We start from the raw sequence: 16,024 nt of genomic DNA, 5'->3' as shown, positions 1-16,024 counted from the left end.
AGGACAGAGGGGGGCGCTGTCCCGCCGGCTTTCGATCATTGGTGGGGTCGTCCGGAGGCGAGGAACGGAGCCCAGCCGCTCACACCACCTCCGCCACAGGTCGGTGGAAACGCGTCTGATGATATTCGCAGTAGCTTTTCAGCGCCCTTGTGCGCAGGCCGCAGCACAGCATCTCGAGCCCCGGCCGACTGCCGGGAGCATCGTTGTCGGGGTCTTCCTCCAGCGTCAGGTCGAGCGGCGCGCGGCAGCGGTCGAACAGGCAGTCGATGAAGCGCATGGCGGCGACATGCGGCTGACGCCCGAGCGAGGCAGGGCGCGGCGCCGGCACATTGAAGCGGTAGATTTCGCCGTCCACCACCAGCCGTCCTTCGCCCGGGATCGAGGGCGCCGGACGGGCTGGCAACAGAGGCCTGGCCGATGGCTGACGGCTCGGTTTGGCGGCCGGTTTGACCGGCGCGGCCTGCTTCGAAACTCCTACTTCCCTTACGAGCTTGCTTGGCTGCGCCGGCGGATTCCTCTTGGCGGTATTCTCGTTTGCCGCAGTCTTCCCCGTCGCATTCTTCCTCGGTCGGCCGCCGGACCTGCCGCCTCTGGGGTTGGCGAAGCCGATGGTCTTCAACGCGCTGTTGCGGTGGACGATGCCGATGATGGCATTGCGCGAGACCGGACTGCCGCGCAGCGCCGTGAAGCGGACGGCGATCCCTGTGGCCGACAGGCCATCCCTCAGCCAGACGGCGATCTCCTGCAATTCGGTGTCGGTATAGGCAGTCATGTCGGTATCCATTGATTGCGCGCGCAAAGGCCGAGCGCCGGCCCCGAGGGCCCACGGGAAAAAATCAGAGCGGATGGTCGGTGCGGTCAGCCGATACTGGCGGCCGGCAGCGAGCCGGCGAGATGCCGCAAGGCGGCTTCGGCGGCCGCTTTGGTGAGGGCGGAAACCGCCCTGCCCGTCAGCCGGTCGAACAGGATGACGGTGCCATCTTCCGTGCGGATGCAGGAAATACCCTGCCCGCCGGAGACAGCCCTTGGCGCACCGGCGGCGCCATGGGCTGAAGAGGTGGCCGGAGCCGGGAGAGGAGCGGCTCCGGCCGTTCCGGTCGATCGGGGGGACGACGGTTCGACCGGATCCGGGGCAAGAGCCCCGGTTTGCGTCCGGACCGGGGAGGAGGACAGCCCGGACGATGGGAGAAAGCTGACGATGTCTGCGGAAACGCTTGCGGTTTGTTCGATCATGCGCTAAGCGTACGATATGTACGAAACGTACGCAAGCGAAATCGTACATATTGGACGATAAATTTCAGGCAATTTGTACGATGCAGGAACCGAGGCACAGATTGCAGCAGGCGCGGGCGGAGGCGGGTTATGCCTCGCCGAGCGACGCGGCGCGGGCATTGCGCGACATCAACAAGAACACGCTGATCAGTCACGAGAATGGTAACCGGCCGCTGTCGCGCAAGGCGGCGGAGAAATACGGCCGCCTGTTCGGCGTCGATCCCGGCTGGCTCTTGTTCAACGGTGACGGCGGCAGCCTTGCGGGGGGCCATTTCGGCTTTGACGAGTCGGGCCGGCAGATCCCGATGCCGTCGCTGGCCACCGTCGATGTGCCCATCGTCTCATGGATCAGCGCCGGCGAACTCGGCAGCCAGGACATGGTGGTCAATCTCAGCGACTATCCGACCATCCCCACCACCGATCTGGAGCAGGGCCAATGGATTGCTCTGCGCGTCGACGGCCCGTCGATGAACAAGATCTCGCCACCGGATTCGATCATCTTCGTCAACCTCAGGGACAAGCGGCTGGTGACCAATGGCTGCTACGTCATTTCGGACGAATCCGGCCAGGCCACCTACAAGCGTTACCGCCCCAACGAGAACCCGCCCTTCCAGCCGGCCTCCTACATGGACATCCCGCCGCCGGCGCTGGAAGGCGCCATCACCATCATCGGCCGGGTGAAGCGCTCGATGATCGATATGTGAGGGAGAAGGCGGTGAGGCGCAATCTCCCCCCTCGAAGGGGAGATGGCCGGCAGGCCAGAGGGGGTCGCCGCGCGTAAGGCGCTGACGTCCTCTGTCCGCGATAGGAAGTCGCGTCAGGACGTACCGACCCCCTCTGTCGCCTTCGGCGACATCTCCCCCTCGAGGGGGAGATTACGCGCCCAAAAACTCGTTCGTAAAATACCCCCCGAAATCCGGCTTCTCCTTCAGAACCTTGCCATCGCCATCGAGCAATATGCCGGCCCTGAAGAGGTAGGTTCCGATCGCCTCGATCTTGGCCCTGGCGATGGTGCCGATGACGCCGTCCTGGCTGCGCAAGAAGTGCCCGTCGACGAGCATCTTCAGCGAAGCGTGGATCAGCGCCGGGTCGGTCAGCGCATCCTTGTTGGAAGCCATCAGCAGATCGCCGGCTTCCTGCGGGTGATCGCAGGCAAATTGGTAGCCGCGCCGCGTTGCCTCGACGAAGGCCGATGCGGCCTTCGGGTTTGCCTGGAGATAGGCATTGCTGGAGGCGATCAAGGTAGTGTGCTCGTCGGGCACGCCGTAGTCGGCGTAGCGGAAGCCGCGCTGCCTGACGCCTTTCAGCTCGGCAGCGACGCCTTCCCAGGTCGAGACCTCCAGCGTGAAGTCGACCGAGCCGTTGGCCAGCGCCTCATAGGCCGAGGTGCCTAATGTCACCGTCTCGAAAACGCCCTTGCCGCCATCGTGGCGGATGATGGTCGAGATCAGCGTGTTTTCCCAGGCGCTGCCGAAGCCGCCATAGGTCAGACCGTCGAGATTCCTGGGACTCTTGATCTCGCCGCGATCCGCGTTGAAGACCAACCGGCCGGTCTCCTGCTGGACCACGGCGTAGACCGCCTTGAGATCGGCGCCGGCAGCCCGCTGGGTGAACAGGCCGACGCCGGCAATGCCGAAATCGGCGATGCGGTTGGCGACCAGCGTGCCGGCGCCAGTATCGCCATAGGGCAGGATCTCAACATCGAGCCCGGCCTCGTGGTAGAACCCTTTGTCGCGGGCAACGAACAGGCCGACATGGTTGGTGTTGACCGTCCAGTCGAGCGCGACGGTGATTTTTTGCGTAGCCGCATGAGCGCGAGAGGCAAGCGGCAGTCCGGCAGCCAGCGTCAGCAGCAAAGCCTGCCGGCGTGTGAATTCGGTCATGAAAAACTCCTTTGAGCGGTCTGCGGAAACAAGCCCCGGTCAGTCCCGGGATTGAGCAGCGTGTCGAGGATGTCGGCTTCGAGCGCGGCGGCCTGGCGCGCGGCATCGCTGCCGGTGGTGCGCGGGCGCGGCAGCGGCACGGCAATCTCGCCGATGATACGGGCCGGCCGCGCCGACATCAGATAGATTCGATCGGAGAGGTAGACGGCTTCGCGCACGTCATGGGTGATCAGCAGCGCGGTCCAGCGGTGGCGCTGCCACATGCCTTCCAGCCAGCGCTGCATACCCGCGCGGGTCAGTGCATCCAGCGCGCCAAAGGGCTCGTCGAGCAGCAGCATGTCGCGCTGCTGCACCACGGTGCGTAAAAGCGCCGCGCGCTGGCGCATGCCGCCGGAAAGTTCCGCCGGCCAGGCGCGCTCAAAGCCGGAAAGGCCGAACTCGGCAAACAGCGGCGCGACGTGCTCGCGTGCAGCCTTGCGGCCAAGACCCTGAACTTCCAGCCCCAGCGTCACGTTGTCGATGACGCGCCGCCACGGCATCAGCGCGTCGCGCTGCGGCATGAAGGCGAAGGGGCCGCCCTGCAATGGCGCGCCGTCGAAGCGCATGTCGCCCTCGCCTTTCAGCGCGCCGGTCAGCAGCTGGAACAGCGTCGACTTGCCGGCGCCGGAAGGGCCGAGGATGGAAACGAACTCGCCGGCCGCGACATGAAGCGAAATTCCGGCGAGCACCTCAAGCGCGCCGAAGTTCTTCCTGATGTCCCGGAGTTCGAGCCGCGTCATTGACGGTTCTCTTCTGCAGCTTCAACCTTGCCGTCGCGGCTTTCGCTCCCTGCATTCTCCCAAGGCATGGCGAAGCGCTGGACGAGCACCGCAATGGCGAACAAGACAAGCGTGAGCGCGGCGCTGACGGCGACCGCGGCGAGCACCAGATCGGGCCGAAAGTTGTTCTTGGCATTCAGCATGTAGATGCCCAGCCCCTTCGCCGCCCCCGCATATTCGGCGAAGATCGCGCCGACCACAGCGTAGGTGATGGAGATGCGCAGCCCGGCGAAGAAATAGGGCAGCGCCGAAGGCAGGCGCGCCAGCCAGAAGATACGCCAGCGCCCTGCCCCCATGGCGGCGAGCATCTGCGAAATCTCCTTGCTGGTCGCAGCAAAACCTTCGACCAGCGCGACCATCGTCGGGAAGAAGGTGACGAGCGCCACAAGCAGGATTTTTGGCATCAGCCCGAAGCCGAACCACAGCACGATGAGCGGCGCGATCGCGACCAGCGGCAAGGTCTGGCTGACGATCAGCAGCGGGAACAGCGCGCGGCGCAGCGGGGTCAAAAAATCGACCAGCGCCGAAAGCATGAAGGCAGCGACCAACGAGCAGGCGAAGCCGGCTGATGTGGCGCGGATGGTGGGCAGCGTGTTCTCGGCCAGGGCGGCGCGATGCTCCCAGGCCTGCTGCAGCACGCGCGACGGCGCCGGCAGCATGATGGGGGCAGCGCCGCCATAGCGGGCGTAGAGTTCCCAGGCCGCGAGGAGCAGGGCGAAGGCGCAGGCGGCGGGGATGGTCTTGGCGATGGCTGCGGCTAATCTCCCCCCTCGAGGGGGAGATGTCGCCGAAGGCGACAGAGGGGGTCGTCTCGCATAGAGCGCCCACGCCTTGCCTATGCGAAAAGGACGTCGGCGCTCCACGCGGTGGGACCCCCTCTGGCCTGCCGGCCATCTCCCGCTCAAGGGGGGAGATTCGTGGGCATCGCGGTCTTCGCCAATCGCCAATGGCTCCCCTCCTCTTTGTGCTGAGGGGTCAGAGGCATCTCCTCCACGCAATGGGTCAGATAAACCAGCCACGGCAATATCCTCGAGGAACGACGCTTGAGCCGCGGCTCAGACGGCGCTCGGGCTGTTCGCCGAGATCGTGATGTCGAGGGTGACGTGGCCGGCGCCGGGGCCGAAGCGGCAGAAGGCCTCGTTGAGCGTGGCAAACACCGCACCGGCATCGCCACGCAATTTGGTGCAGAAGTTCTTTGAGCGCTCAAAGACGCCGGACTGTTTCAGGAAATCGATGCAGCCGTAGATCTCGTCCATATGGTCGCCCGTGCCCATAACGTAGAGCGAGAACTGCGCCGCCACCGGCTGGCCGGTCGACGGCGTGGCCTGGACAGCGCGGATCGCGGCGATCTTGCGCTCGTCCAGCGGAATGGCGGGGCCGCCGGTCTCGTCGGAGCGGCAGATCGGATCGTCGGGCTCGCCCGGACAGCCGCGCGAGACCGCCGCCGAAAGCACGCAGTGCTTGCCGCTTTTGGCCGCCGCGACGAACAGGTCGCGCATGGCGGGAAACAGCACCTCGGGCGGCCCGACCATAAGGGTCGAGATGTCATCGGTTTCGATCCGCAGCCGGTCGCGCCAGGGATCGAGCGCGCCGAGCGCGCCGAGGATGACGCCGACGAAATCGTCGGTCATGGGATAAAGGGAAATCTGTGCGCCTGAAAACATCGCCCGCCTCGCTCCGCTGGTATTATCCAGATCAGCTTTAGGGTCCGAAGGCTTGCCGCCCTCATCTCAGCCCCGACGATACGGAGCACCCCTGTGGATGGGCGGGTTAAAGCACCGTTCGCGGCATTGGGGAAGCCGTTTGTTGAGGCACTGCGGGAAAGTGTTTTGGGCCAGACGTGCCGGGCGCCCGGGCGTTAACAGACGACTCGTCAGTTCGTTGCGTTATAAGGTTTCCACGAACTTCTTACAACTGCGTTGAAATTCAAGCTGATAAACGTAATTATAAGAAAACGGCAGTGACTCCGCGCAGCCCTTACGGTTTCTGGATTTCCTTATCCGCGACCCCATCCGGACTGTGCTCCTGCATCGCTCGGGCTTGCCTGTGCTGGTCCCCTCGCCCCAGCGCTACGCCATCCACAAGCTGATCGTCGCCTCGCGACGCGGGCCGAGCGCTGGCGCCAAGCGGGAGAAGGATCTCCATCAAGCGCGCCTGCTGACCCAAGCGCTCGAAGCCACGCGTCGCCAGGACGACCTTGCCTTCGCCTTCATGGAAGCGTGGGACAAGGGCGAAAACTGGCGCGAGACGATCCGGCGCGGTCTGAACCTGTTCGACGCCGACACGAGGGAAACAGTCAACACCATCCTGGGAAAATCCCTCCGCGAAATTGGTGCGAGTCCTGAAGGATTCACGATACGTGATTAGCTGAAGCGACCGCTGCTATATTCATTGTCATCGTCCCAACTGTACGAAATTGGCTTGACGCTCATTCGTACATAAAGTACGATATCTCTTTTCGCAGAGAGGAATGTCCTTGAGCACAGCGAACCATGTTGCCTTCGCCGATCTCTCTCGTCCTTTGCCGTCATCTCCGTCGTTGCCGCCGCCTTTATTGCCGCCCCCTTTGTTGCCCTTGTCATTCGATCAGTGCCAACGCCTCGCCGGGGCCTGGCGAATGGCCAGCCAGGACATCGCCGACGACATCCGCTTCATCCGCCAATATCTGAAAGTCGTTGCCGAGAAGGACGAGAGGCTGTCGACCGGCACCCTTGTTCACAGCCGCGCCTATGTAGAGGCCTGCGCCGGCTGGCTGCCACAGACCGTGACGCGCTATCTGCGCCACCTGCGCCAGATCACCGAATGCGAACTGGCCATGACAGCTGCCGGCATTTGCTTTGCGCTGTCGAGTTATGCCTGGGAGGCATGAGGGCGCCTGTCGCCAAACACAAGGAATTGCGCTGCCCGTCGCAGGCGCAATTCGTCAGGTTGAGAGGCTCGGGCGGGCCTGAACGGCGGGCGCCAAGGATGGCCCGGCCAGCGAATTCCGGCCTTGCTTTATTTCGACTGGCCTTATTTCGACTTGGCCTTATTTCGATTTGGCTTTGCCGGACTTTGCGGCGGCAGGCTTCGCCGCCTTTGGCTTGGCGGCTGCCTTGGCGGGCTTGGCGTCAGCTTTCTTCGCCGCCTTTTTTGGCTTGGCGACCGCGCCATCGACTTCAGCCGTGGCCTGCTCCCAGTGTTCCTGATGCGCGCCTTCAGGCCGGCCGGCCTTTTCCCAGATCTCGTGCGCGCGCTGGCGAATGCGGTCCTGTTTGTCGTCCGTCACTTAAGCCTCCGTGGTTGGGTCCGGTCGGTTGGTCCAGATTCCACGAAAACATTAGCCGAAAATTCGGCCGGCGTCTTGAGTGACGAGACATCTCAGCGCGGGTCGGAAATCACCGCAACGCCGAGCAGCGCCGCTTTCTTGACGATCAGCCCCGCGAGGTCGGCATCCGAACGATCGGTGCCGGTGCGCTCCCGCAGGAGCGCGATCGCTTCCTTCATCGATAACAGCGCCGTGTTGCGCTCGGCCAGCAACTTGTCGCAACACGCCGCAACATTGGCGGAGTTCGGGGTCTCGACATGCGGCAACATGGCAATTCTCCTTTCATCATGTTCGTCATTCGGCCCTGCCGCCCTTTTGGAAGAACGACAGGGCCGTATCACCGATGAATGGTTAGGTTATCGAGCGTTACTCGACCACCTCGACAATCCTGCGCGTGCCGGGGTCGACCAACACGGTATGGTTGTCGACGACGGCATATCTGTACTGAACGTCGGGAACCTCCTGCAGCTCGACAGTGTCAGGCAAGGCAGTGCCGACATTCAATTCGACGCCGAGCAGATTGACCGAGGCAAGCGGATGTTTCTTTACGTACTGGTGCACGACCGTGCGCTGTTCCGGGGTGATGATCACCTGCTGCTGTGCCGGCTGCGTGACGATGACCTCGTCGGCGGCGGCAATGCCGATACCAGCGATCATGGCGAGCCCGGCGACGGCGGGAATAAGGATGGTTTTCATCTTCGTCTCCTGTCGTTGTTGGCGAGCTCCGCCGTGTTCCCGCATGAGGCGAAAACAGCGCAGATCGAGGTGGCGGGCTCCTGGAGGCAAACGCAGCCGGTACGGTCTTGTTCCGCAAGCGGAGACTAAATTGATCGGCTTCCCGGTCATGCCAGCAGAACCCGCACCCGCAAGATTCGCATTGAAGCACAATCCCTCAGGAGACCTTCGACATGGATGATGCACGGCTCCAATTCCGGTGGCGATTGCGGCCGGCGCCGGCATTGATCCGGTGACCGCGTCGCCCGGCCAAGACCGGAACCGACCGCCTTCGTGCCACGCCGTGAAGTTTCAAGCAAAGGTCATTGCTCCGGCGGCTGCGCAGGCACCTCGCCAGGCTTGATCACCGGCGTCTTGCCCTGATCCGGCGGCGGCTGCGTCATACCCTGGTCACTACTGGGCGGCGGCTGCAGCACGCCGCCGCAGGGACCGAGCGTGCTGGTCGATTCGCCGCCGCCATTGGCGAGCGGCGGCTTCTGACCATCGTCCTGAGGCTGCGCCTGGCAAGGCGCGGCAGGGCCGTGCTGGTCGCCATTGTCCTGCGCAGCCGCCGGGTCGGCCAGCGCCAAGAGCAGCACGCATGGGATGAGGGGGAAAGTCTTCATGGTCCAGCTCCTCTGGATTCATCTCCTTGGCAAAGCAGACTAGTCCTTGGCAAAGCAGACTGGCGGCAATTGGTTCCACGGAGATGGAGTGGTTGCCGGAACCTGACAGCCGGAAGTGAGTTCCACCTTCTCGACGCAAAGCCGCCCGGAGGAGGCAATCATGGAAGAACGAAACAGAAAACCCAATGACGAGGTCGAGGCGCCACCGAGCAAAAACGATGCCCGCGACAGGATCGCCAATGACGAGGTGGAAGCGCCGACGCCGCGCCGGCAGGATTGGGATGCGCTACGTGGCGCAACGGTCCTGCCCGACGGAGCAGATGAGGAAAGCCTGCCGGACACCACCGGTGTCGAGAAGGAAGGCGAATTGCCCGAGGAGGATGACGACAACCCCTACCAGGACAGTGACGATGCCTTGCCCGACGACGCCGAGGAAGCCGCCATTGGTCACGATCTGGCGAGGCGCGGCGGCCCGTTCGACGAGGTGTAAGGCAGCGACCGCGGACTTCCGAGAGGTTTCCCGGGACGTCCACGCCGTCACCAGTTGGACCAAGGATGAGCTGAAGGCGATGCCGGAGCATCGCGATATTTCGAAGGATCCGGCTGGCCGGATCCTTCGTTTAAGGCGCCTTGGCGGTTTGGCTTAGCCCTTGTGGTCAAGGGCTGGACGGCGACAATCTCGGCACCTTCGACAGCCGAGAAGCAGCCGAGAAGCACGAACGCGAAGCCCAATATTTCAAGCGCCGTCGAGGCCGCTCGCCTGAAATCTTCAAAGTGCGCAAGAAATCCCCGCCGCGGGCGGTGCAGACACGCTCCGGCATCGCGGCGCTGCGAACCGGGCCATCGACCGCCGGCACTTGAGTGCCGACGGGCTCTGACCTTCAATTCGACCCGGGATCGCCGAGCGCCTCGGTGACGAAGGACGCCGCGATCAGGTCGTCGGCGTCGAGGCGTAGGGAGCCTTCGACACCTCCCATGATGGCTGCGACCTTCTGGAAGGTCTGCATCTCGTGTTCAGTAACGCTGGCGTCTCGCATCCTGGCTTTCAGATCGGCGATGCGTCGGCCCAGTGAGGCCGACGTTCCGATTTCTCTGTTCGACATGGTGGCCTGCTCCTCCCCCAACCCATGCTGTGGACGTACTCAAGGCTGTCTATATATAAGGCAGCGCGAATACAGTCGCCGCAACGCGCGATATCTGGGAAGGTTCCGGCGCCAAATAGTCACGAAATAATACGTGGTGGGACTCGGGTATGTTAAGCGCCGACGCGGCGATAGACACCGCAGCCAGCGGCTGCGGCCATCGGCCTGGCCAACCCGTGTCGCGGGTCGCGAACGCGGGTCGGACTTTGATCGCCGCGCGCGAACAGTCAGCGAGAGGCCGGAACCACGCCGGACACCGAGCGCGCCGTTTCGGGCGAAAACACCACGAAAGCAAAAACCAGAACGGCAGCGGCGATAATGAGCGAGCCGCCGGCGACGATCGGTTCAAGCGCCGGGTTTCCCAGCAGCATCACATACAGCGCCGGCAGCATGATCACCAAGCCGAGAGTGTAGAGCCCGTAGTGGATCATGGCGACGCGACGCGCCGCCTTTTGCGGATTGAGCGCGTAGTAGCCGCCGAAGATGGCGCTCGTCACCCAACCGAGCAGATTGATATGCGCGTGCGCCGGAAAAGCGGCGTGGTCGCCCGAGATCGCCATCTGCAGGCCGGCCGCAATCCCCAACATCAGGAACAAGATGGCCGTTTTGAAAAAGAGTTCTGAAACCCTCGGCATGTCATTTCTCCCCCTATGCGGTCTGCGACCGCTTGCGACCTGGAGAATACACCCACGCGCAGAACTTTTCCACGCCCCGGTTATGGGGCCATGCCTGCACAGCTTTTTGCACGCTGTTCGACTTTTCTGGCTGCCGCAACCCGGCGCCGCCGCGCTACGGCGTCAGCAAGATGTCGGCGCCCGCTCGCTCGTCGAACACCACCGCGCAGCCGCGCCCCAGCGCCACTGCCGACAGCGCGTTGGCCACCGTCTCGTCCGGCGATACGAAATCACCGGTCAGCACTCGCAACTCCTCCACCGCCCTGGCCATTGACACGCAGTGCCCGGCAACGCGATCGCTCGTGCAGGCGTCAACGACGCTGACGAGGTCGATCATCTCGAACTGGCCCATACCGGCCTCCACAAAAACAGCGTCCCGTCGCGGATAGGAACGCTGAGGCGAGAGACAATGTTCCGCAGGTCCGATGCCCAGGCGGAGCACTCGACGGCCCGACCTGGAACGGACCGGCCGGCGGCAACCGCTTCGCTTGACAATAGGCCCTGTTTGTTCTCTATTTGTTCGGAAAAACGCCTCTCACAACAGACGCGGCTAATGCTGCAACGCCGCAAAGGGAACGGTCGGGATGGAACCCACCATCCTGCATGCGGATCTCGACGCCTTCTACGCCTCGGTCGAGCAGCTGCTCGACCCGGCGCTCAGGGGCAAGCCGATCGCCGTCGGCGGCGGCGTCGTGCTTGCCGCCTCCTACGAAGCCAGGGTTTTCGGCGTGCGCGGCGGCATGCCCGGACGACGCGCGCGCGAGCTTTGCCCCGGACTGATTTTCGTCGGCGGCCATTTCGCCGACTATCAGCGGCTGGGCGACGCCGCCATCAAGGTGCTCGACGATTTCACGCCGCTGGTCGAGCGGATTTCCATCGATGAAGCCTTTGCCGATGTCGCCGGCTGCACGCATCTGTTCGGGCCGCCGGCCGAGATCGCCGCCACGGTGCGTCGGCGCGTCCGGGCAGAGCTCGGCCTGCCGATCTCGATCGGCGTGGCGCGCACCAAGCATCTGGCCAAGATCGCCTCGCAGGTGGCCAAGCCCGACGGCCTGGTGGTGGTCGATCCGGACACCGAACTTGCCTTCCTGCATGATCTGCCGGTCGGGCTGATGTGGGGCGTCGGCCCGGCGACCAGAGCGCGGCTGGCCGAGATCGGCATCGAGACCATCGGCCAGTTGGCAAAGACGCATAGCGGGGCGCTGCGAAGGTTACTCGGGCCCGCCGCCGGCGAAAAGCTGGCGTCGCTGGCATGGAACCGCGACCCGCGAAAGCTCGAAACCCACAGGCGGTCGCATTCCGCCGGCGCGCAGTCGGCGCTTGGCGGACGGCCGGCCGAGGCGCGTATCTTCGGACCCGTGCTGCTGCATCTGGCAGACCGGGTCGCAAGCCGGCTCAGGGCGAAATCACGGCCCGGGCGCACGGTGACGGTGCGCGTGCGTTTCGCCGATCTGCACGCTGTCACACGCTCGCTGACGCTCGATCAGCCGATTTCGGCAACCGCGATGCTGGCCGAAATCGCCGGGGAGCTGGTGCGCGGCGTGCTGGCCGCCAACCCTCGGGAGAAGACCATCTCGCTGCTGGCGATCTCGGTGTCGCAGCTGGAAGAAAGTGCCGAGCTGCAGCTGGAGCTGCCGCTCGGGCTTGCCGATGAAAAGCAGCGGCCCGGCAGCAGGCAAGGCCTGGCGCGCTTTGGCGCCGACCGCGCCATCGACAAGATCCGCCAGCGCTTTGGCAGAGAGGCTGTCGGCTATGGCGCCGTGGCGCTGGAAGCCCGGCGCTCGGTTCCCGACGCCTTCCGCGAACTGGCGGAGAAGGAACTGTGAGTGCGGCGCGACGGCAAGGCCAATGTTTAGGCTGGACCCCTCCGCGCTGCATTGCCGCTCTGTTTGAGCAGGCCGACCAACCAGGCCAGACCCGCCGCAGTTTCGGACATTTTTCGCACCGCAACCCGGCCACGCCATGCACGCCCAAGAACAACGCTTTGTCGATGAAGGTGGACTTGCAGTTAGCGCATCGGCGCCAAGAAAAACCGGGATGGGACAGCGAGGCCGCGAAGGTTGACAGTGCCGATCCGTCTGGCATTATCGCGTAAGCTTGGAGGATTCACTATGAAGAAAACCTATTCGAAGCCTGTTCTGGTCAAAAAAGGCAAGCTTTCGCAGGTTACGGCGCTCGCCAATGGAGCGGGTTCCGGCCCGATCGAGTGAGGTCGTTGAGTCCGACTGTCGCCTGATCTGGCGGCCCGCCTGACACTGGAGATGCGGCATGAAGAAGACCTATTCGAAGCCGGTGCTGGTCAAGAAGGGCAAGCTCTCGCAGGTTACAGCCGACAATGGTAACGGCTCCGGGCCGGTCACCATCTAACAGCCGATCATCCGGACGCCTCGTGCCGTCTGGCCGGGAACAGGGCTTTGGGTGCCCGACGTGGAGAGTGGAAATGAAGAAAACCTATCTGAAACCGGTGCTGGTCAAAAAAGGCAAGCTCTCGCAGGTCACCGCGAACGGTGCTTCCAATCCGCGATAAACCCTTTCACCCCGATTGATCGCGACACGCTTCAGCGCACAACCACCAGATCGTCGAGCACGAGCTGCCAATAGTGGCTCGTTGAAAAACGCACGCGCGTCACCGCCGCCAGCATCGGCGCATAGTGGACGGGCGCCAGTGCCGACAGGACGATCGTGTCGCTGGCGATCAGCCGGTCGCCAAGCCAGCTCTCGACCAGTGCGGTTTCGCCTTCGGACTTCAACCATGCCGCTGTCAGCATCACGGAATGGAACCCGAACGGTTTGTCGCTCGACAATTCGGCCGGGTGTCCGCTGCTCGTATAGCAGACATGGTCTCCCGAGATATTGCCGTTGACGTAGCCTTCGCTGCCTTCGGTATGATCGCGCGCCAGTGCGTTCAGGTTGAACCAGGTCAACCCGGCATAACCGGACGGCACCTTGCGCAGGCCGCGCGTCGTGACATCGTCGAAACCGATGGCCTGCAAGGACGCGGCGCTGTCGACAGCCGCGTTCTCGGGCGACAGCAGGCCGAGTTCGGTCGGGTAGGCCGACAAGGCCAGTCGTCGTTCCATGCCACCGCCGGTGATTTCGATCGCGTCGGCGTCATCGGGCAGATCGAGGCGGAAGCCATCGCTGAGCGGATGCACCGCCACCTCTTGCCCTTTCGCCACCACCGAGATGCTCGCCGAGACACCGTCCGCTACGCGGCCGCTGAGCCGGCGTATCGCAAACAGGCCGACCGGCTGCAGCATTGATTCCGAGACCAGCCCGGTGGGCGAGCCCGGCAGCGGCCGGAGGTGCTGCGACTGGACCTCGTTGGCGCTGCTCGAGCGCCAGCCGGGCGGCACAGACACGCTGAAGCGGTAGCTGCCCGGCACATGGATGGGCGCGGCGCGACGTTTCGTCGACGCCAGGAAATTGGCAAAGCCGCCGCGATTGCTCCGCGCCGCGGCGACGAAGCGGCCGTCGCCATCATGCAGTCTGACCATGATGCCGGCCATCGGGCGGTCGCCGAGCCCGTAGCGGCCGTCGCGATCGGCATCGAAATAGACAAAGGACGAATGATTGAGCTTGCCGTGGTTGCCCGACCAGTCGCGGCGCACGGCGTAGTCGTTGGCCGGATCTTCACGAAGCCGGGCTCTGCGACGAGACCGCGCCAGCCGCCAGGCGAGAGCCGCAACGACAGCGGCGAACCCGACAAGGAGTATTGCCTTGATCACGGACGGCTCAAGCAATGCTGTCGGCCCTGCTCATCTGGATCTCCTGCGCATACATCGATCCATATATCGATGCTGCGGGCGCTTGAGCAACCGGACACGGGATCGGCGGACCACGGCATCGGCGTCACATACCCATTTCAGGCAACTATTCCGGCGACGGCACCGGCGGCTTGGTGGTCAGCGCGGCGCCGAAGGCGGCGACGACGACTGCGGCAATGCCCGCGCATTGCAACGGGCTCAGGATCTCGTGCAGGAACAGGAAGCCGGCCAGCGCGCCCAGCGCCGGCTCCAGACAGGTCAGCGTGCCGTAGAGCCTGGCCGGCATCCGGGTCAGCGCCACCATCTCCAGCCAGAACGGCAAGGCGCTGGAGAACAGCCCGACCAGCAGCGCGCTGACCAGGATCGCGGGTGCGATCAGGCCGGTACCCGCCTCGGCGAGGCCGAACGGCAGGGCGAGAGCAGCGGCAATGACCAGCCCGTAAGCCGTGGTCTGGCTGCCAAGCTCGGCGCCCGCCTTTTGCGCAAAGACGATGTAGAGCGCCCAGCAGCCGCCGGCGGCCAGCGCCAGCATCACGCCGATCGGGTCGAGTGCACTGCCGGAGTGGATGAAGGGCGACAACAGCAATATGCCGGCAACGGCCAGCACCACCCAGACGAAGTCGGTGGCGCGCCGCGACGACAGCGTCGCCACGAGCAGCGGGCCGGAGAATTCGAGCGCCACCGCGACGCCGAGCGGAATTCTGGCGAGCGCTGCATAAAACAAAAGGTTCAGCGCCGCGAGGTTGACGCCGTAGGCGATGAGCCATGGCAGCACGGCGCGCGACGGCCGCACCCGCCACGGCCTCAGCACCGCCGCCAGCATCAGCGCCCCCACGACCAGCCGCAGCGCCGTGGTGCCGTTGGCGCCAATCAGTGGAAACAGGCCCTTGGCGAAGGTGGCGCCGATCTGGATCGACACCATGGCGCCAAGCAACGCGCCGATCGGCAAGCCCTTCGCTTCAGCTGCGGCAATCGGCGTCGACGTCAATTCCAGTCCCTCCGCGCGCGACCAGCCGGCCGTAGCGCAGGCCGGAGATAGGGATAAAGGGCCCGGCTGTCGTGTGGCACGAGCGGGCTGTTGATAGGGCAAGGGTGGGAGGCGAACGCCGACGCATTTCCTCTCCCCCGTCGATCGGGGGAGAGGAAAAGAAGCTAGCTCGCCAGCCCATACACCAGGCTCACACGTCCATCCGAAAGCGCCTCGGCCTTGCGCAGTTCCAGTCCGTGCCGGGCGTGCACCGTGCCGAACAGCGCCTTGCCGTCGCCGGCGAGCAGCGGATAGACGATGAGCCGCATTTCATCCACTAGCCCCGCCTCGATCAGGCTGGCGGTGATGCGGGCGCCGCCCATGAGATAGATGTTCTTGCCGGGCTCGCGCTTCAGCGCCGCGACGTCGTCGAGGCTGCGCAGGAAGCGCGTCGAGGCCCAGGCGGCCGAAGTCATGGTGTTCGACAGCACATAGTGCGGGGTTTTCGCGGCAAAGCGCGCCCATTCGAGTTCGGCCGGGTCGACCAGTCTGCCGGTCATCGGCAATGGCTGGTCCGGCTCGTTCTGTTGGATCGCGCTCCAGTAGCGCTCATAACCGGCATACATGACGCCGCCGAGCAGGCAGGCGTCGATCTCAGGCATCAGGCCGTATTCCTCCGACCAGTTGTCGACCCAGTCGGCGAAGCCTTCGGGGCCTTCCATCTTGCCGTCGATGGAGATCTTCATTCCGGTGATCAATTTACGCATGACTTCCTCCTTCGGCTTGCGGGATGCAAGCACGTTGCCTGGTTTCACTTCCGATGACGCGCCGCGGTGTCTGGCGAAGGCGCGTGT

At 64.3% G+C, this 16,024-nt stretch carries 23 protein-coding genes, 1 pseudogene and 1 riboswitch; of the genes and pseudogenes, 8 read left to right on the top strand and 16 right to left on the bottom strand.

Annotated elements, in window-relative coordinates:
- Positions 1-79: 79 nt before the first annotated feature.
- Both NLY44_RS02115 and NLY44_RS02110 read right to left on the bottom strand, forming a co-directional pair.
- A complete protein-coding gene (locus NLY44_RS02115; RefSeq protein ID WP_023693856.1) occupies positions 80-772 on the bottom strand; it encodes a GcrA cell cycle regulator in 693 nt (230 codons plus the stop codon).
- Between the two features lie 86 nt (positions 773-858).
- Positions 859-1,233: a hypothetical protein gene (locus NLY44_RS02110; RefSeq protein ID WP_023693857.1), complete on the bottom strand. Its 375-nt coding sequence runs from the start codon at positions 1,231-1,233 to the stop codon at positions 859-861.
- 80 nt (positions 1,234-1,313) lie between these two features.
- Here NLY44_RS02110 and NLY44_RS02105 point away from each other — a divergent pair, with 80 nt between their 5' ends.
- The gene (locus NLY44_RS02105; RefSeq protein ID WP_023672482.1) at positions 1,314-1,976 is read left to right on the top strand and encodes a LexA family transcriptional regulator; all 663 of its coding nucleotides are present in this window, start codon (positions 1,314-1,316) and stop codon (positions 1,974-1,976) included.
- Between the two features lie 171 nt (positions 1,977-2,147).
- Here NLY44_RS02105 and NLY44_RS02100 read toward each other — a convergent pair whose 3' ends face one another.
- The 4 genes from NLY44_RS02100 to NLY44_RS02085 all read right to left on the bottom strand — a co-directional run bounded on the left by NLY44_RS02100 (position 2,148) and on the right by NLY44_RS02085 (position 5,637).
- A complete protein-coding gene (locus NLY44_RS02100) occupies positions 2,148-3,155 on the bottom strand; it encodes an ABC transporter substrate-binding protein (RefSeq protein ID WP_023805601.1) in 1,008 nt (335 codons plus the stop codon).
- A complete protein-coding gene (locus NLY44_RS02095) occupies positions 3,152-3,934 on the bottom strand; it encodes an ABC transporter ATP-binding protein (RefSeq protein WP_023805602.1) in 783 nt (260 codons plus the stop codon). Before NLY44_RS02095 ends, NLY44_RS02100 begins: the two co-directional genes overlap by 4 nt.
- On the bottom strand, positions 3,931-4,773 hold the full coding sequence (locus NLY44_RS02090) for an ABC transporter permease (protein WP_023805603.1): 843 nt from the start codon (positions 4,771-4,773) through the stop codon (positions 3,931-3,933). The genes NLY44_RS02095 and NLY44_RS02090 overlap by 4 nt, the downstream gene beginning before the upstream one ends.
- 255 nt (positions 4,774-5,028) lie before the next feature.
- Entirely contained in the window at positions 5,029-5,637 is a 609-nt protein-coding gene (locus NLY44_RS02085; RefSeq protein ID WP_023670364.1) for a YkoF family thiamine/hydroxymethylpyrimidine-binding protein, read from the bottom strand.
- Positions 5,628-5,740: riboswitch (TPP riboswitch) on the bottom strand. Its footprint overlaps the gene before it by 10 nt.
- A 210-nt stretch (positions 5,741-5,950) precedes the next feature.
- Here NLY44_RS02085 and NLY44_RS02080 point away from each other — a divergent pair.
- A pseudogene (locus NLY44_RS02080) lies at positions 5,951-6,340 on the top strand (GSU2403 family nucleotidyltransferase fold protein); the annotation flags it as partial.
- A 250-nt stretch (positions 6,341-6,590) separates the two neighbouring features.
- On the top strand, positions 6,591-6,842 hold the full coding sequence (locus NLY44_RS02075) for a hypothetical protein (RefSeq protein ID WP_023805605.1): 252 nt from the start codon (positions 6,591-6,593) through the stop codon (positions 6,840-6,842).
- A 159-nt stretch (positions 6,843-7,001) separates the two neighbouring features.
- Here NLY44_RS02075 and NLY44_RS02070 read toward each other — a convergent pair whose 3' ends face one another.
- From NLY44_RS02070 to NLY44_RS02055, 4 genes are all read right to left on the bottom strand, one after another.
- Positions 7,002-7,241 carry a DUF2934 domain-containing protein gene (locus NLY44_RS02070; protein WP_023684825.1) on the bottom strand — a complete coding sequence of 80 codons (240 nt, stop codon included), beginning with the start codon at positions 7,239-7,241 and terminating at the stop codon, positions 7,002-7,004.
- A gap of 92 nt (positions 7,242-7,333) precedes the next feature.
- Entirely contained in the window at positions 7,334-7,549 is a 216-nt protein-coding gene (locus NLY44_RS02065) for a hypothetical protein (RefSeq protein WP_023670360.1), read from the bottom strand.
- A 97-nt stretch (positions 7,550-7,646) separates the two neighbouring features.
- Entirely contained in the window at positions 7,647-7,976 is a 330-nt protein-coding gene (locus tag NLY44_RS02060; protein ID WP_023693863.1) for a DUF1236 domain-containing protein, read from the bottom strand.
- A gap of 341 nt (positions 7,977-8,317) precedes the next feature.
- Positions 8,318-8,620 carry a hypothetical protein gene (locus NLY44_RS02055; protein ID WP_023805606.1) on the bottom strand — a complete coding sequence of 101 codons (303 nt, stop codon included), beginning with the start codon at positions 8,618-8,620 and terminating at the stop codon, positions 8,318-8,320.
- Between the two features lie 160 nt (positions 8,621-8,780).
- On the opposite strand from NLY44_RS02055, the gene NLY44_RS02050 reads away from it, so the two are divergent.
- Entirely contained in the window at positions 8,781-9,110 is a 330-nt protein-coding gene (locus NLY44_RS02050) for a hypothetical protein (RefSeq protein WP_023805607.1), read from the top strand.
- 140 nt (positions 9,111-9,250) lie between these two features.
- A complete protein-coding gene (locus NLY44_RS02045) occupies positions 9,251-9,481 on the top strand; it encodes a hypothetical protein (protein ID WP_023702926.1) in 231 nt (76 codons plus the stop codon).
- Positions 9,482-9,501: 20 nt separating this feature from the next.
- On the opposite strand, the gene NLY44_RS02040 is transcribed toward NLY44_RS02045, so the two are convergent.
- The 3 genes from NLY44_RS02040 to NLY44_RS02030 form a co-directional block, all read right to left on the bottom strand.
- Entirely contained in the window at positions 9,502-9,723 is a 222-nt protein-coding gene (locus NLY44_RS02040; protein ID WP_023670355.1) for a hypothetical protein, read from the bottom strand.
- Positions 9,724-9,989: 266 nt separating this feature from the next.
- Positions 9,990-10,397, bottom strand: a complete 408-nt coding sequence (locus tag NLY44_RS02035) for a hypothetical protein (protein WP_023805608.1) — start codon at positions 10,395-10,397, stop codon at positions 9,990-9,992.
- A gap of 154 nt (positions 10,398-10,551) precedes the next feature.
- Complete coding sequence (locus NLY44_RS02030) at positions 10,552-10,788, bottom strand: hypothetical protein (RefSeq protein ID WP_023689015.1); 237 nt, start codon at positions 10,786-10,788, stop codon at positions 10,552-10,554.
- A 232-nt stretch (positions 10,789-11,020) separates the two neighbouring features.
- Here NLY44_RS02030 and dinB point away from each other — a divergent pair, with 232 nt between their 5' ends.
- The 3 genes from dinB to NLY44_RS02015 all read left to right on the top strand — a co-directional run bounded on the left by dinB (position 11,021) and on the right by NLY44_RS02015 (position 12,803).
- On the top strand, positions 11,021-12,262 hold the full coding sequence (dinB, locus tag NLY44_RS02025; RefSeq protein ID WP_286456567.1) for a DNA polymerase IV: 1,242 nt from the start codon (positions 11,021-11,023) through the stop codon (positions 12,260-12,262).
- A 285-nt stretch (positions 12,263-12,547) separates the two neighbouring features.
- Entirely contained in the window at positions 12,548-12,646 is a 99-nt protein-coding gene (locus NLY44_RS02020) for a hypothetical protein (RefSeq protein WP_023670351.1), read from the top strand.
- Positions 12,647-12,704: 58 nt separating this feature from the next.
- Positions 12,705-12,803: a hypothetical protein gene (locus NLY44_RS02015; protein ID WP_023670350.1), complete on the top strand. Its 99-nt coding sequence runs from the start codon at positions 12,705-12,707 to the stop codon at positions 12,801-12,803.
- 191 nt (positions 12,804-12,994) lie between these two features.
- Here the strand turns inward: NLY44_RS02015 and NLY44_RS02010 are convergent, their stop codons facing one another.
- From NLY44_RS02010 to NLY44_RS02000, 3 genes are all read right to left on the bottom strand, one after another.
- Complete coding sequence (locus NLY44_RS02010; RefSeq protein WP_023805609.1) at positions 12,995-14,164, bottom strand: hypothetical protein; 1,170 nt, start codon at positions 14,162-14,164, stop codon at positions 12,995-12,997.
- A gap of 145 nt (positions 14,165-14,309) precedes the next feature.
- Entirely contained in the window at positions 14,310-15,191 is an 882-nt protein-coding gene (locus NLY44_RS02005; protein WP_023805610.1) for an EamA family transporter, read from the bottom strand.
- A 164-nt stretch (positions 15,192-15,355) separates the two neighbouring features.
- Complete coding sequence (locus tag NLY44_RS02000) at positions 15,356-15,937, bottom strand: dihydrofolate reductase family protein (protein WP_023807780.1); 582 nt, start codon at positions 15,935-15,937, stop codon at positions 15,356-15,358.
- Positions 15,938-16,024 lie beyond the last annotated feature (87 nt).

This window comes from Mesorhizobium sp. C089B, assembly GCF_030323125.1.
GTDB lineage: Bacteria > Pseudomonadota > Alphaproteobacteria > Rhizobiales > Rhizobiaceae > Mesorhizobium.
The sequence above is the reverse complement of the archived record's forward strand: the minus strand, read 5'-3'. Positions and strand labels throughout refer to the sequence as shown.

Excerpts from the sequence above, each read along its gene's own strand:
- NLY44_RS02115 (WP_023693856.1), bottom strand. The coding sequence starts at position 772 with ATGACTGCCTATACCGACACCGAATTGCAGGAGATCGCCGTCTGGCTG.
- NLY44_RS02110 (WP_023693857.1), bottom strand. The coding sequence starts at position 1,233 with ATGATCGAACAAACCGCAAGCGTTTCCGCAGACATCGTCAGCTTTCTC.
- NLY44_RS02105 (WP_023672482.1), top strand. The coding sequence starts at position 1,314 with ATGCAGGAACCGAGGCACAGATTGCAGCAGGCGCGGGCGGAGGCGGGT.
- NLY44_RS02100 (WP_023805601.1), bottom strand. The coding sequence starts at position 3,155 with ATGACCGAATTCACACGCCGGCAGGCTTTGCTGCTGACGCTGGCTGCC.
- NLY44_RS02095 (WP_023805602.1), bottom strand. The coding sequence starts at position 3,934 with ATGACGCGGCTCGAACTCCGGGACATCAGGAAGAACTTCGGCGCGCTT.
- NLY44_RS02085 (WP_023670364.1), bottom strand. The coding sequence starts at position 5,637 with ATGTTTTCAGGCGCACAGATTTCCCTTTATCCCATGACCGACGATTTC.
- NLY44_RS02075 (WP_023805605.1), top strand. The coding sequence starts at position 6,591 with ATGGCCAGCCAGGACATCGCCGACGACATCCGCTTCATCCGCCAATAT.
- NLY44_RS02065 (WP_023670360.1), bottom strand. The coding sequence starts at position 7,549 with ATGTTGCCGCATGTCGAGACCCCGAACTCCGCCAATGTTGCGGCGTGT.
- NLY44_RS02060 (WP_023693863.1), bottom strand. The coding sequence starts at position 7,976 with ATGAAAACCATCCTTATTCCCGCCGTCGCCGGGCTCGCCATGATCGCT.
- NLY44_RS02055 (WP_023805606.1), bottom strand. The coding sequence starts at position 8,620 with ATGAAGACTTTCCCCCTCATCCCATGCGTGCTGCTCTTGGCGCTGGCC.
- NLY44_RS02050 (WP_023805607.1), top strand. The coding sequence starts at position 8,781 with ATGGAAGAACGAAACAGAAAACCCAATGACGAGGTCGAGGCGCCACCG.
- NLY44_RS02040 (WP_023670355.1), bottom strand. The coding sequence starts at position 9,723 with ATGTCGAACAGAGAAATCGGAACGTCGGCCTCACTGGGCCGACGCATC.
- NLY44_RS02035 (WP_023805608.1), bottom strand. The coding sequence starts at position 10,397 with ATGCCGAGGGTTTCAGAACTCTTTTTCAAAACGGCCATCTTGTTCCTG.
- NLY44_RS02030 (WP_023689015.1), bottom strand. The coding sequence starts at position 10,788 with ATGGGCCAGTTCGAGATGATCGACCTCGTCAGCGTCGTTGACGCCTGC.
- dinB (WP_286456567.1), top strand. The coding sequence starts at position 11,021 with ATGGAACCCACCATCCTGCATGCGGATCTCGACGCCTTCTACGCCTCG.
- NLY44_RS02020 (WP_023670351.1), top strand. The coding sequence starts at position 12,548 with ATGAAGAAAACCTATTCGAAGCCTGTTCTGGTCAAAAAAGGCAAGCTT.
- NLY44_RS02015 (WP_023670350.1), top strand. The coding sequence starts at position 12,705 with ATGAAGAAGACCTATTCGAAGCCGGTGCTGGTCAAGAAGGGCAAGCTC.
- NLY44_RS02000 (WP_023807780.1), bottom strand. The coding sequence starts at position 15,937 with ATGCGTAAATTGATCACCGGAATGAAGATCTCCATCGACGGCAAGATG.